Raw genomic sequence first — 13,819 nt, forward strand, 5'->3', positions numbered from 1 at the left:
CCACTCGAAGAGGCGATGGCTCGAAACGTAAATCTTTGGATACCTTTCACACAGTGAAACGACTGGCGTCCACGTTCACACAGTAAAACGACGAACAGCCAGCGACTCGAGGAGCGATCAGAGCGCGTGCTTGTACGCCTCGAGCGTCCGCTCGACGTCCTCCTCGGTGTGGCCGTAACTGACGAACTGACTCTCGAACTGGTTCTGGGAGAGGAAGATTCCCTGCTCGCGCATCTCGCCCCAGAAGATCCGCCGCCAGCGTTCGGTTTCCGCCCGCTTGACGTCGGCCGCGTTCTTCGGACAGTATTCGTAGCGCGGACACTCGGGATCCTGGCGGCAGCCGGCTTCACACTGGCCCTCGAGTTCGTCTCGGGAGGGGCCCTCGCGCGTAAAGATTACTTTGAACATGCTGTCGGTTCCGACGACGGTGTAGTTCGGTGCCTGGTCCGCGAGAACGTCGGTGAGACCGGCCCGGAGCATCTCCCCGAGCCCGTTGACGTGGTCGTAGACGTCGTTTTCGGCCGCGAACGTGAGTGTCTCGAGTCCAGCGGCCATCGTCACGGGATGGCCGGAGAAGGTACCGGCCTGGAAGACGTCACCGGTAGGTGCGAATCCCTCGATCAACTCGGCGCGGCCACCGATGGCACCGACGGGAAATCCACCGCCGATGATCTTGCCGAAGGTGGTGAGGTCAGGCGTGATGCCGAAGTGACTCTGCGCACAGCCCAGCCCGCCGACGCGAAAGCCGGTGATGACCTCGTCGAAGATCAGTAGCGAGTCGTGATCGTCGGTGAGTTCGCGAAGGGTCTCGAGGTAGCCGTCGACGGGGTGGACGATGCCGTAGTTGGCGAGGATCGGTTCGACGAGGACCCCAGCGATGTCGTCGCCGTGCTCCTGGAAGACCTCGCGAACGGCCGCTTCGTCGTTGAACGGGACGGGAAGGGTGTGCTCGGCGAACGCCTGCGGGATCCCGGCTGAGGAGGGAGCGGGATGGTCGGCGTCGCCCTCGACCAGCGTCGACTCCTGGGCGCCGTGGTAGCCACCCTGCATGATGACGATCTTGTTTCGGCCGGTCGTTCCACGGGCGAGGCGGACGGCCGAGACGGTCGCTTCCGTCCCGGAGTTGACGAACCGGATCTTCTCGACGCTCGGGACGTGCCGAACGACGAACTCGGCGAGGTCGACCTCGAGTTCGGTCGGCGTACCGTACATCGGACCCTCGCTGGCCGCTCGCTGGATCGCTGCCTGGACGGGTTCGGGAAGGTCGTGCCCGAGGAGCAGGGGCCCGAGTCCCATGACCCAGTCGACGAGTCGATTGCCGTCGGCGTCGACGACGTGGCCGCCGTCCCCCTTTCGAACGAAAAAGGGATACGGCTCGATGGCCGCCCGGACGGCGGAGTTGACGCCGCCGGGCATGACGGACAGCGCCCGGTCGTACAGCGCGCGTGAGCGTTCGTCGTTCATGGTATGGTCGGCGCTTTGGTCGCGGACGGCAAAGATGTACCGAGGTCTGATTCTGTCGAGATCGGGGGTTGGTGTGTCAGTGGTTGGACCGTGCCTGAAAGCGCAGTGATTCTCGAGTTGAAACGAAGGGGTGTTCGGTCCTACGCTGGTTAATATTAGATGTTTGAGGTTATCGAGGAGGTGAGAAAAGTAAATTATTCTGATGGGTTTGCCGGGGTTAGAACACCCCCACCCCTTCGTTTCGGGTGGAGACGGTCGAAGCGGTGGCGGGTTTCGTGGGCCGGGAGAGCCGGATCGGTGATTGAGTGGGGACGATTTCTGCTCGAGGCGGCAGGAGAAGCCGTGAGAGTCGTGAATTCGGGGAGAAGCAGCGGTCTAGTAACTCAAGCCGTCTAGGACGGCGTTTCTAGTAGAGTCTAGTAACAAAAACCAACTCACCTAGTAAGATGCGTTATTTGCTAGTGCTGCGGACTAATTTCTCGGGAGGTATCTTAAACCTTCCCGTCCTAGAAACCCCTCCCACCCCCACCCCTCCTTTTCGCTCTCCACCTGAAACGAAGGGGTGGGGGGTCCCCTCCAAATCCCTCTCCCGAGAGGTCGCGTTATCGTACCTCATGGTACGAGGCTTCCACTCGCCTTCCACTCACAAACCTCTCTTCCAGTCTCCAATCTCCAATCCCGTTGGACTCCCAACATCGCCCGGTTCTTTCTGCCAAACCTTCGTCGTCAACCACATCCCCGTTCTTTTCAATCCTTCTCCTACTCCTGTCCTTGACTCCTCTCACCCTCCGTCTCTTGACTTGTCCTGCCCTCTGCGTTCAATATCGAGACCTTCACTAACCGCTTGAAGCGACAGACAGCCGTCACGAACCGCTCGAGGCGACGACGGCCGATCGCTCCATGACCGGAATCCCCAACACAATTATACAGTTCTCGTCGTTCGTTTACGTGAAACTCAGGACGATTCCCATGACATCCGACTCCGACTCCGACTCAACGGACGCTCAAGACGATCACGCAACCGTCCTCTTCGATCTCCTCGAAGGGAACGAACGACACGTCGATTCCCTCGCCGACGGCTACTTCGACGCCGTTCGAGACGAACAACACCCCGACGTCGTCACCATGTGCTGTTCGGATTCGCGGGTTTCACAGGAAGGCATGTGGTCGATCGACCGTCCTGGAGCCATCTTCACGCCGAGTACGATCGGAAACCAGATTTGGGACGTCGAGGACGGCGAGCGGTTCGTCGACGGAAGCGTTCTGTACCCGATTCACTACACCAACACGGAGGCGGTAGTCGTCGTCGGTCACACCGGCTGTGGTGCCGTCACGGCTGCCTACGAGGTTGCGTCGGGCGATGAAGAAGCCCCGGGCCCGCGCGGGGTCACCAAGTGGGTCGAGGCGCTCGTTCCCGTCGTCGAGTCGGGTCTCGAGAGCGAACTGGTCGATACTGGTATCGGATCTGACGCCGACACCGCAATTATCGACCAGCTCGTCGAGTACAACGTCCACCGACAGGTCTCTTACCTTCGAATGGCGGAATCGGTTCCGTCCTCAGTCTCCTGCTACGGCTTCGTCTACGACTTTCACGAAACCTACGGGTCCGAACCGGGGCGAGCCTACCTGGTCAACCTTGACGGCGAAACCGACCCGCGGGCCATCGCCATGGACCTCCCCGACGCGTACGCCGATAGCGTCTCGAGTCTGCTCTACTGACCACGATAGCCGCCGTCGATGCGGACGACGATCCTTTTCACTCACATTTCGACGGCTATCGAACGATTCCGTACTCGGAAGTGATGTGATCACGCGGCAGGTTTCGTCTCGAGGCGAAGTGAACCGCGGACCGAACGTTATTCGTCCTCGCGTTCGAACGTTCGAGTATGCCACAACCCCCGATCTGGGACTCGCTGTGGGGTTTCCTCGAGAACGACACGAACTTCTACTACGCAATCGGGTTCCTCACGATCGCCATCTTCGTCGCCGCGTTCGTCGCCGTCTCGCTGATCAGCTCGGTAGACCTCACCCAGGGCGGCTTCCTCGGAATCGTCGCAGGGTTCTCCATGTTCATGCTGGTCTTTTTCATCTCGATTTTCGCCCAGCGACTCGAGGGCCAGGAGTAAATACGAGTCGAGACGCCTCCAGAGCGACTCTCGAGTTCTTTTAGCCACCTATTCCGGTTGGAGGCTACATCGGAACGGTTATCCGTCTTCCCCGACTCTCTTTAGAAGCAATGGCGAAAGGAACCGTTGATTTCTTCAACGACACTGGCGGCTACGGATTCATCGAGACTGAGGACGCGGACGACGACGTTTTCTTCCACATGGAAGACGTTGGCGGCCCTGACCTGGAAGAAGGCCAGGAAATCGAGTTCGACATCGAGCAGGCCCCCAAGGGCCCACGCGCGACGAACGTCGAGCGCCTGTAAATCGGGAATTCACTGAGGTATCGCTTTTGAACTATATTTTTCGACCGCGAGTGACGACGCTACCGTTCGCGTTCACGTTCGGGCTCGCGGTTCGACACTACCCAGTCACCAGTCCCTGATTCACGCTCGAGCCTCGGATACGATCTCGAGGCCCACAGGTGCAGTCTTCGAGCCACAGGTACGACCCTTGCGCCGGACGAATCTCGCTCGACACGAAATGGTGCCCTCATCGACGAGAACCTACGTCATCGAATGTCTTCATCGACGAGAATACTCGTCAACCTGGTCAGACACTCCCCGAATTGGTCCGGTTCACTGAGTCCGAACCGTTTTGTCGCTCACGCGCGCACGACAGGTATGGACGACACGGAATCCGCCGAACCGAATCCAGACCTCGAGCCGACGATTCGCCGTACCGACGACGTCGAGTACGAACCCGTCGAGGCCGCAGACGGACTCGCCAAAGGTGTCCTCATCGCTGCCGAACACGGGGCCCCGAACTTCGCGATTCGCCGGTTCACCCTCGAGGCCGGCGCCGAGGTTCCGCCGCACACGAACGCCGTCGAGCACGAGCAGTACGTCCTGGAGGGCGAGTACGTCGTCGGGATCGGCGACGAGGAGTACGACGTCGAAGCGGGCGACTCCCTCCTGATTCCGGCCGGAACCGTCCACTGGTATCGCAACGAAACCGACGCTGCGGGTGCGTTCCTCTGTGCCGTTCCCAACGGCGACGACGAGATCGAACTCCTCGAGTAAGCGAACCGACTCGTTTCGGTCGGCCTAAATCAACGCACTTTTACGCTGTTAGGCTAGCCTAAAACGTATGAAATCGAACCGGACGCGACGGGCGGTTCTGACGGCTGGAACGGCGGCACTCGCCGGCCTCGCAGGGTGCGTGAGCGGCACCGATCGGGAGGGTGAGGGAGACCCAGATTCGAACGACGGGAACGGCACCGACGACGGGACAGAGAGCGAGAACTCGAGCGACAGCAATGGAAACGAAGGAAATGGCTCCTATTCGGTCACGATGGAACCCGTCGGCACCCTCGAGTTCGACCAGCCACCCGAGCGGTGGGCGACGTACTTCTCCGGGTACGCGGACATGGGCGTCGCCCTCGGCGTCGGCGACGGCCTCCTCTCGGTCGGCAACGCGCCCCGGTATCACACCCAGTACTACGACGAACTCGAGGGCGTCTCCGTCGAGAAGGACGACCTCGTCCAGCTGATCGGCGAGGGCGGCATCGACAAAGAGGTGTTCTACGAACTCGAGGCCGACCTCCACCTGATGGATCCGAACTGGCTGGTCAAAAACGGCGCATTCAACCTCGAGCAGTCCGACGTGGACGAGATTTCGACGGAAATCGCGCCGTTCATGGGGAACGTCATCTTCCGACAGACCGACCCGTGGCACGACTACCGGTACTACTCGCTGTACGAGGCCTTCGAGATCGTCGCCCAGATCTTCCAGCGCGAGGAGCGCTACGAGGCGTTCGCGTCGCTCCACGACGAGTTCATCTCGGACGTCCAGGCGGAGCTACCGCCCGAATCCGAGCGCCCGAACGCCCTGCTCGTCTGGGGCGGCGAGGAGCCCGAAGCGTTCTCGCCGTACCGGCTCGGTGAGGGGACGAGCAAGAAACAGTGGCGTGACCTCGGCATCGGGGACGCCCTGGAGGGAACCGGCGTCGATGGACTGAGCACGGACGACCGCGGCCAGATCGACTACGAGACGATGCTCGAGGTCGACCCCGACGTGCTCCTCGTGCGCGGACACGAAGCCAAGTCCGCCGAAGAATTCGAAGACTCCGTGCTCGCGTTCATGCAGGATCACCCCATGGCGAGCGACCTCACCGCCGTCCAGGACGAGCGCGTCTTCCGTGGCGGTCCGCTCTACCAGGGTCCGATCATCAACCTGTTCACGATGGAGCGCGCTGCGCTGGAACTGTTCCCCGACCGGTTCGAGGGCGACCTGTTCGATCGCGAACGAGTCGCCGAAATCGTCACCGACGGGTCCTGAATGGACGACTCGAGCGCGACACAGGGATTTTCCGTGCGACTCGAGAGCTACGGGTGGATAGACGCTCGACTTGTCGGGGTCGCCATCGCGAGCGTCGTCGTCGTGCTCGTCTCGCTGTTCGTCCAGGTGAGCTTCGGGGTGTACTCGATGTCAATCACGGAGGCGTGGTACGCCGTCCTCGACGCCGACGTCTGGTACGACGAGCGAGTGTTGCTGTCGTTCCTCCTCGGCGAGGATCTGATGCGAACCGTACTGTTCGTGCCCGAGAGCTACGAACTCCCCGACCTGGCGAGAAACACGACGATCGTCTGGAGCGGTCGCCTGCCGCGGGTACTCGCCGCGGTGCTGGTCGGCTCGAACCTCGCGATTTCTGGGGCGATCTTTCAGGCGGTGACCCGAAACGAACTCGCGAGTCCGTACATTCTCGGGGTCTCCTCGGGCGCCGGACTGGCGATCTTGCTCACGCTCGTGATCTTCTCGGGAATGGCTGCGTTGCTCCCGATTAGCGCGGCTCTCGGCGGCGCACTCGCGTTCGTCCTCGTCTACGCCATCGCCTGGAAGGGCGGAACCAACCCCGTTCGACTCGTGCTCGCGGGCGTGATCGTCGGCACCGTCTTCAACTCGCTCCAGACGGCCCTCCTCCTGTTCGCCCAGGACATGGCGACCGTACAGACGGCGATCTCCTGGACGACCGGGACTCTCACTGGCGCGGACTGGGACGAGGTCCGTCTCGTCCTCCCCTGGACGATCCTCACGTCGATCCTCGCGCTGGCGGGCGCGAGACAGTTGAACGTCCTCCTGCTGGGAGAACGAACCGCAGGTGCACTCGGAATGTCCGTCGAACGCGTCCGATTCGGCCTCTCGGGAATTGCAATCGTGGCGGCGTCATCGTCGATCGCCGCGGCGGGCATCGTCGGTTTCGTCGGACTCATTGTCCCTCACGCCGTACGAACGCTCGTGGGCTCGGATTACAAGCGCCTGATCGTGGGCTGTCTGTTCGTCGGTCCGGCGTTGCTGGTCGCCGCCGACGTCGGTGCGCGACTGGGCATGGCTGTCCTCTTCGGCAGCACGAATCAGCTTCCAGTCGGCATCCTGACCGGCCTGATTGGCGGGCCGTACTTCCTGTATCTCATGCGCAGACGCAAGCACCTGGGTGATCTCTAGCCATGAAACGCCTGCCAGACCTCCGCGGGAGCGCTCGAGAAGAGGAGACGGAATCGTCGGAATCGTCGGACCCGTCAGAACCACCGGAGTCGGATACCGACGACGATTCGGCGGCCTCCGATGAACCCGTATACTCGAGTCACGAACGAACATCGAGCCCCGACTCCATCTCGACGACCGATGATGGTGACTCGAAACCAGGTACTGTGGGCTCGAACGGCTCGAACGTCCCAGACACGACGCAGGCGTCCTCGAACACTGTCCGACCCGCGCGAACGGGAAGCGAACTCGTCGGCACGGACCTCGAGATCGGCTACCCCGACACCGACGAACCGGTCGTCGAGTGCGAACGGATAGACCTGCCTGCGGGTGAGGTGACAGCGCTGGTCGGCCCGAACGGAAGTGGGAAGTCGACGCTCCTGAAGTCGCTCGCTCGTCAGTTGGCACCCGACCGGGGAGCCGTCCTCCTGGACGGAGACGACACCGACGAGTTCGGCAAGAAGGCCTTCGCCCGGCAGGTCGGCCTCCTTTCTCAGGAGCACGACTCGCCGGGGAGCATCACCGTCGAGGAACTGGTCTATCACGGCCGCTATCCCTACCGCGGGTTCTTCGACGCAGTCGACGAGGCGGACGCGGAAGCCGTCGACCGCGCCATCGACCTGGCAGGGGTCGACCACCTCCGCGAGGCGGACGTCGTGAGCCTCAGCGGCGGCCAGAAGCAACTGGTCTGGATCGCGATGAGCTTAGCCCAGGAGACCGACGTCCTCTTGCTCGACGAACCGACGACCTACCTCGATTTACACCACCAGCTCCGTGTGCTCGAGGTCGTCGACGCGCTAACGACCGAACGCAACGTGACGGTCGGCGTCGTCCTGCACGACATCGGCCAGGCGGCTCGCTACGCGGACAACCTGGTGGCGCTCAAAGATGGCAGCGTCTACGACTGGGGGCCGCCGGCCGAAGTGGTCACCGATGTCCTGCTCGAGGAGGTCTTTGGCGTCGTTGCGACTGTCGGCTACGGTGAAGAGGGCCCGATCATCCAGCCCCACCATCCGGTCGACCGCTGACGACACACGAGCGCGCTCGAGGGTCATCGGGACCGGACTATTTGTCGCTCGACGTCTCGGCCGCGCAACGCTCGCTCGAGCGGCGTTGAATGGGGACAAACCGGGGAAAACGTCCACCAAATGGCGTCAAACCCCGGAAAACCGCTTCCACCGAATTACTGCTTGAAGTGGGTCTGGCGACCAGAGCCGAGTGCAGTCATGAACCGAACAACGCTGATCGCAGCCGTGCTGGCAGTGCTCGTGGTAACGACCGGCTTCGCCGCCGCAATGCCCGGAAACGCGCCCACGTCCGTGGGTGCGGACGACAACAGCTCCGACGTTCCGGCGGATGATCGTGCCAAGAATGCGGCCGATCGCGCCGAAGCTGCTGACGACCGCAACGCTGACCGCACCGACGACCGACGCGGGAACGCCTCTGGCGCCGACCGCGGCGCTGACACCCGACAGGGCCCGAACGCCGACCTCCCCGCGCAGGTTCCCGATCACGTTTCCGCGATTCACGACCGAATTGCGGCCTTCCTGGACGGCAGCCTCGAGGGGACGCTCGGCGAGGCGATCCGTGACGTGACGCCGGACGATGAGGAGGAGACGGACGAGCAGGAGTCCGGCGAACGCGACGAACGTAACGAGGCCGACGACGACACCGACGAAGGCGACGAGCAGGAAGCCGACGAAACTGACGATACTGACGAAAACGACGTGACGCCGGACGATGAAGAGGTGGCCGACGAGAAGGAAGCCGACGAACGCGACGATAGCGACGATAGTGACGACGAAACTGACGATAACGCCGAAGGACGCGAAGACACGGAAGACACTGACGACGACGTCGAGGAGTCGAACGACACCGACGAATAAGACCGAGCCTTCGCCCACTCCACGGAGTCATCGACTCTCGAGGTGGACGTAACGGATCCTGAATCACGTCCAACCTGAGACGTTCTTCCACCCTTCGAGGCTGTTCGATACCGTTTCGACCGGCTGTTTTACAAAATCTATACGTAACCGAATCGACTCGAACCGGCTGACAGCTCCTTTTCAATCGTCGTTCGACTCGATACCTGCGATACGAACTCCGTTACCAGCCACCTCTCTCGTTCCCACTTTCGTGTATTTTAAGCGATGTGGCAAGCATCGACTCGTATGAACCGTCGCGTCGGCGTAATTGTCCTGGTGGTCTTGCTCTGCTTCTCTGGCGTCGGACCGACGGCCGGCGTATTCGGGGTGACCGCGGCCGGGGCGACACAACCCGAATCGAACGCGTTCCAGCAGGACCGGATCGACGCTGACGAGGTCCGGATGGACGTCGCTATTCAGTCCAACGGGACCGCCGAGTGGACCCTCGAGTTCTGGATCCGTCTCGACGACAACGAGAGCGAGGCGGCGTTCGAATCGCTGCGCCAGGATATCCGCGACGACCCCGACAATTACACGCAATCGTTCGCCGACCGGATGACCGAAACGGCCGCGACGGCGAGCGAAGCGACGGGTCGGGAGATGACCGTCGACGGGTTCGATGTGGAGAGCCAGCGGCAGTCACTCGCGCGCGAGTACGGTGTCGTCAGGTACACGTTCGACTGGCACGGCTTCGCCGCCGTCGAAGACGGCGAGATCAGCGTCGGCGACGCCATCGAGGGAATTTATCTCGACGAGGGGACGCGATTGCTCGTCGAATGGCCGGAGGGCTACGAACGCACCACGGTCGCACCCGACCCGGACGACGAACGCGATCGCGCGGTGATCTGGCGCGGCGGTGAGACCGATTTCGTCTCCGGAGAGCCTCGAGTGGTCCTCGCCGCCAGTGGCGGTCCGAGCACGACGACCGTAGTCGCCGCTGCGCTCGCCGTCGTCGCACTCGCCGCCGGTGGGGCCTGGTGGTATCGAAATCGCGACCAGCCAGCCGGCCGGGACGGCGCCGGAGGAGATACAGTCACCCATCCAGGTACGCAAACGACGGATCGGTCCGACGAAACCGGCGCTCACCTCGCCGACTCTGGGGATGAAACGGGAACTCGAGGCGGACCAGCGTCTGAACCGCCGGTCGATCAGTCGTCGTCGGCCGATCAGTCGTCGTCGGCTGACCAGCCAACATCGTCGCCCGGTCAAACGACGTCGCCCGCCGCCGGGACTCCAGACATGGAACTTCTGAGCAACGAAGAGCAGGTCATCCACCTCCTCGAGTCCCGCGGCGGCCGGATGAAACAGCAGTCGGTCGTCGAGGAACTCGACTGGACCGACGCGAAAACCAGCAAAGTCGTCACCGGCCTCCGAGAGGAGGGTAAACTCGAGTCGTTCCGGCTGGGTCGGGAAAACGTGCTCTCGCTTCCGGAGGCGGAAGATCCAGGAGATGTGAATTCCGGGGATGATGACTCGTCAGAAACCGGAGGTGACGGTGGTAACGGAGGGGACAGAGATGCTGGAGGTGACGGGGGACCGTGATCCGCTCGGTCATCAGTCTCGAGCCCGCGACCCGGGATCGTCAGAATCACCAAAATCGACGAAATCGATAGACGGAACCGGATCGAAAATGGCGTTGAATCACGTTGATGGTCGTTGACCCGGGGCCATCGACTCCAACGTATATCATCGAACCAGTACAATACCCACCAATGAATCGACGCACATCGATGGCACTGACGATCGCCCTCCTCGTCGTGGCGGTAGCGGTTCCGCTCGCGGCGGCGAGCGTCGTCCCGAACGGCGCCGTCCAGGAGGGATCCGACGCCGAGAACGAATCGATCGCTCCCGGCGAACAGCTCTCGGCCGCCGTCGGCGTCCAGGACGCCGAACTCGACGGCGAGGTCTCCGAACGAGCGTTCGGTCTCGAACTGGCGAACGCCGAGTCCGACGAGGCGAAGGCGGCGATCATCGCCGAACGCCACGGAGAAGACGAAGCGCGCCTCGAGAAACTCGAGGGGAGACTCGAAACACTCAACGAATCCCGCGAGGCGGGCGAGATCAGCGAAGGGCACTATCGCTCGGAAGTCGCGAAGGTCGTCGTCGAGATGGGGAGCGTCGAGCGACGTGCTGCCATCGGCGCGACCGCCGCCGGTGAGTTGCCGACCGACGTTCTCTCGGCACAGGGCGTCGACGTCGACGAGATTCGGACGCTCCGGGAGCGAGCCGGCGAGCGTGGTGGTCCCGACGTCGCAGCGACGGCACAGTCGATTGCCGGTGAGGGGGTCGGCCAGCCGACGGACGATCGGCCCGACGGCGGGAATGAAACGGCTCGAGACCGCGGGAACGAGACCCCCGGAGATCGCGGAAACGGGAGCGATGACGAGGGATCGTCGAACGGACGGTGATCTTGTGTTCTCGTCGAACAGACAGTGATCTCGCGGAGTCGTCGAACAGACAGTGATCTCGCGGAGTCGTCGAATGGACAGTGACCTCGAGAGGCCGCCGACGGTGCGATTCAGCATCGGCACCGACGTTTGAAGTCGATTCTCGTTCCGGCTTCGAGTGGAGGATCGTGCTCTCTGCCAGAACGGTCACCGCAAAGCGCACCTAAATCTATAATTTTTATAGTATAGACGCACTGGGGATCGACCGAGTCCGAACCGCTCAAGTACGCTACGCTGTTACTGACGGGCGTGTCAAAACAGGTCCCCGAGGTCGAGACGCTCTTTTGTCACGAGACCGGGAACGACTACCTCGTGGTGGTCACCCGGGACGGAAAGCGGCTGTTCCGGGCAAAACTCGGCGTCTCGGAGACCTCGGCAGGACCACGGCCCGCGAAGTTTCGCGTCAAGCGCAACTCGAGCGAAGAGCCCCGTCAGCCCGACGAGTTCGTCGACCTCGCTCGCCGCGCTGGCCGCATCCGCATCTCCGAACAGACCTCCCGAGAGGGTCGTCGGGAACTCGAGGATATGTTCGCGGGCTACCAGCTAGAGGAGAAGACGAAGGTCGTTCGGACCTGTCGGTACTGTGCGTCTTCGGGTCGATACTCCCCGATTACGACCAAGACGGCGATCAAGGACGACGAGGACTGGATCTGTACCGACTGCGCCGCTCGCGAACTCGAGCGTGAACTCTCCTACGTCGGGAACGTGACGGGGGCGGCGAAGGACCGCCTGGAGGACCTCATGCTCGAGGTGCAGGACCTCCAGCGCATCACGAATCTGCTGAAGGGGCGACTGGATCCGGATCTCACGAAGTTCGACACCATCTCGGCGACGACCGACGAGGTCGATCCGGTGGGCGTCGATACCCTCAATCTGCATCCGGGCCTGCAGGATCTGCTCGAGGACCGGTTCGATACCTTGCTTCCGGTCCAGAGCCTCTCGGTCGAGAACGGTCTCTTCGATGGGGACGACCAACTGGTCGTCAGCGCCACGGCGACGGGGAAGACGCTCGTGGGGGAGCTCGCGGGGCTCAACCGCGTACTCAACGGCAAGGGCAAACTACTCTTTCTCGTGCCCCTCGTCGCGCTGGCCAACCAGAAGTACGAGGACTTCCAGGACGAGTACGGCCACCTCGTGGACGTCTCCATCCGCGTCGGCGCGAGCCGAATCGCCGACTCGGGCAACCAGTTCGACCCGAACGCGGACGTCATCGTCGGCACCTACGAGGGCATCGATCACGCACTCCGGACGGGCAAGGACATGGGCGACATCGGCACCGTCGTCATCGACGAGGTCCACACGCTAAAGGAAGAAGAACGGGGTCACCGCCTCGACGGCCTCATCTCGAGGCTAAAGTACACGACCGAGAAGCGCGCGGCGGCCCGCGAGAACTACGACGGCGCCCAGTGGATCTACCTCTCGGCGACCGTCGGCAACGCCGAACAGCTGGGCCAGGCGCTCGAGGCCACCCTCATCGAGTTCGAGGAGCGTCCGGTTCCCATCGAGCGCCACGTCACATTTGCCGACGGCCAGGAGAAGGTCAACGTCGAGAACAAACTCGTCAGGCGGGAGTTCGACACCGAGTCCTCAAAGGGGTATCGGGGTCAGACGATCATCTTTACCAATTCGCGTAGACGGTGTCACGAAATCTCGCGAAAGCTCGAGTACAACGCGGCGCCCTATCATGCGGGGCTCGATTACCGGCGGCGAAAGCGCGTCGAGAAGATGTTCGCCGACCAGGACCTCGCGGCGGTCGTCACCACCGCGGCGCTGGCCGCCGGCGTCGACTTCCCGGCCTCGCAGGTGATCTTCGACTCGCTGGCGATGGGCATCGAGTGGCTCTCGGTCCAGGAGTTCCACCAGATGCTCGGGCGGGCGGGACGACCGGACTACCACGACCAGGGGACCGTCTACGTCCTCGTCGAACCCGACTGCAGCTACCACAACTCGATGGAGATGACCGAGGACGAGGTGGCCTTCAAGCTCCTCAAGGGGGAGATGGAGCCGGTGATGACCCATTACGACGAGGACGGCGCCATCGAGGAGACCCTGGCGAACATCACGGTCGGTGGGAAGGCGGCGAAGGCGCTCAACGACCGGATGCTCGGCGAGGTGCCGACGACTCACGCCATCGGCAAGTTGCTCGAGTACGACTTCATCGACGGCTTCTCGCCGACGCCGCTGGGGCGAGTGGTAACGGAACACTTCCTCTCGCCCGGGGAGGCGTTCGCCATCGTCGACGGCATCCGCAAGGACGCCCACCCCTACGACCTGATCGCTGACATCGAGTTGCGGGAATCCGACCTATGACCCGATCGATTGCCGGGCACTGATC

At 62.6% G+C, this 13,819-nt stretch carries 12 protein-coding genes; 11 read left to right on the forward strand and 1 reads right to left on the reverse strand.

Annotated features, from left to right (window positions below; genetic code table 11):
* Window positions 1-117: 117 nt before the first annotated feature.
* Complete coding sequence (hemL, locus tag NGM29_RS03115) at window positions 118-1,464, reverse strand: glutamate-1-semialdehyde 2,1-aminomutase (protein WP_254158906.1); 1,347 nt, start codon at window positions 1,462-1,464, stop codon at window positions 118-120.
* A gap of 969 nt (window positions 1,465-2,433) precedes the next feature.
* Between hemL and NGM29_RS03120 the strand changes: the two genes are divergently transcribed.
* From NGM29_RS03120 to NGM29_RS03170, 11 genes are all read left to right on the forward strand, one after another.
* A complete protein-coding gene (locus NGM29_RS03120; RefSeq protein WP_254158908.1) occupies window positions 2,434-3,183 on the forward strand; it encodes a carbonic anhydrase in 750 nt (249 codons plus the stop codon).
* Between the two features lie 167 nt (window positions 3,184-3,350).
* Window positions 3,351-3,590, forward strand: coding sequence for a hypothetical protein (locus tag NGM29_RS03125; protein ID WP_254158910.1), 240 nt, complete (start codon window positions 3,351-3,353; stop codon window positions 3,588-3,590).
* A 110-nt stretch (window positions 3,591-3,700) separates the two neighbouring features.
* Window positions 3,701-3,895, forward strand: a complete 195-nt coding sequence (locus tag NGM29_RS03130) for a cold-shock protein (RefSeq protein WP_252701219.1) — start codon at window positions 3,701-3,703, stop codon at window positions 3,893-3,895.
* A gap of 357 nt (window positions 3,896-4,252) precedes the next feature.
* Window positions 4,253-4,651, forward strand: a complete 399-nt coding sequence (locus NGM29_RS03135) for a cupin domain-containing protein (RefSeq protein WP_254158912.1) — start codon at window positions 4,253-4,255, stop codon at window positions 4,649-4,651.
* Between the two features lie 67 nt (window positions 4,652-4,718).
* The gene (locus tag NGM29_RS03140; RefSeq protein WP_254158915.1) at window positions 4,719-5,909 is read left to right on the forward strand and encodes an ABC transporter substrate-binding protein; all 1,191 of its coding nucleotides are present in this window, start codon (window positions 4,719-4,721) and stop codon (window positions 5,907-5,909) included.
* A complete protein-coding gene (locus NGM29_RS03145) occupies window positions 5,910-7,073 on the forward strand; it encodes a FecCD family ABC transporter permease (protein ID WP_254158917.1) in 1,164 nt (387 codons plus the stop codon).
* A 2-nt stretch (window positions 7,074-7,075) separates the two neighbouring features.
* Window positions 7,076-8,140 (forward strand): ABC transporter ATP-binding protein, encoded by a 1,065-nt coding sequence (locus NGM29_RS03150; protein WP_311136836.1) that lies wholly within the window; start codon window positions 7,076-7,078, stop codon window positions 8,138-8,140.
* Between the two features lie 198 nt (window positions 8,141-8,338).
* Entirely contained in the window at window positions 8,339-8,998 is a 660-nt protein-coding gene (locus NGM29_RS03155; RefSeq protein ID WP_254158919.1) for a hypothetical protein, read from the forward strand.
* A 285-nt stretch (window positions 8,999-9,283) separates the two neighbouring features.
* A complete protein-coding gene (locus NGM29_RS03160; RefSeq protein WP_254158920.1) occupies window positions 9,284-10,579 on the forward strand; it encodes a DUF7345 domain-containing protein in 1,296 nt (431 codons plus the stop codon).
* A 170-nt stretch (window positions 10,580-10,749) separates the two neighbouring features.
* Window positions 10,750-11,445, forward strand: coding sequence for a hypothetical protein (locus NGM29_RS03165; protein WP_254158921.1), 696 nt, complete (start codon window positions 10,750-10,752; stop codon window positions 11,443-11,445).
* 288 nt (window positions 11,446-11,733) lie between these two features.
* Window positions 11,734-13,794, forward strand: a complete 2,061-nt coding sequence (locus tag NGM29_RS03170) for a DEAD/DEAH box helicase (protein WP_254158922.1) — start codon at window positions 11,734-11,736, stop codon at window positions 13,792-13,794.
* The last annotated feature ends 25 nt before the right edge of the window (window positions 13,795-13,819 follow it).

It is taken from the genome of Natronosalvus rutilus, assembly GCF_024204665.1.
Taxonomy (GTDB): Archaea; Halobacteriota; Halobacteria; order Halobacteriales; family Natrialbaceae; genus Natronosalvus; species Natronosalvus rutilus.

Coding starts and splice junctions, on each gene's coding strand:
- hemL (WP_254158906.1), bottom strand. CDS start 1,464: ATGAACGACGAACGCTCACGCGCGCTGTACGACCGGGCGCTGTCCGTC.
- NGM29_RS03145 (WP_254158917.1), top strand. CDS start 5,910: ATGGACGACTCGAGCGCGACACAGGGATTTTCCGTGCGACTCGAGAGC.
- NGM29_RS03125 (WP_254158910.1), top strand. CDS start 3,351: ATGCCACAACCCCCGATCTGGGACTCGCTGTGGGGTTTCCTCGAGAAC.
- NGM29_RS03160 (WP_254158920.1), top strand. CDS start 9,284: ATGAACCGTCGCGTCGGCGTAATTGTCCTGGTGGTCTTGCTCTGCTTC.
- NGM29_RS03135 (WP_254158912.1), top strand. CDS start 4,253: ATGGACGACACGGAATCCGCCGAACCGAATCCAGACCTCGAGCCGACG.
- NGM29_RS03120 (WP_254158908.1), top strand. CDS start 2,434: ATGACATCCGACTCCGACTCCGACTCAACGGACGCTCAAGACGATCAC.
- NGM29_RS03140 (WP_254158915.1), top strand. CDS start 4,719: ATGAAATCGAACCGGACGCGACGGGCGGTTCTGACGGCTGGAACGGCG.
- NGM29_RS03165 (WP_254158921.1), top strand. CDS start 10,750: ATGAATCGACGCACATCGATGGCACTGACGATCGCCCTCCTCGTCGTG.
- NGM29_RS03155 (WP_254158919.1), top strand. CDS start 8,339: ATGAACCGAACAACGCTGATCGCAGCCGTGCTGGCAGTGCTCGTGGTA.
- NGM29_RS03150 (WP_311136836.1), top strand. CDS start 7,076: ATGAAACGCCTGCCAGACCTCCGCGGGAGCGCTCGAGAAGAGGAGACG.
- NGM29_RS03130 (WP_252701219.1), top strand. CDS start 3,701: ATGGCGAAAGGAACCGTTGATTTCTTCAACGACACTGGCGGCTACGGA.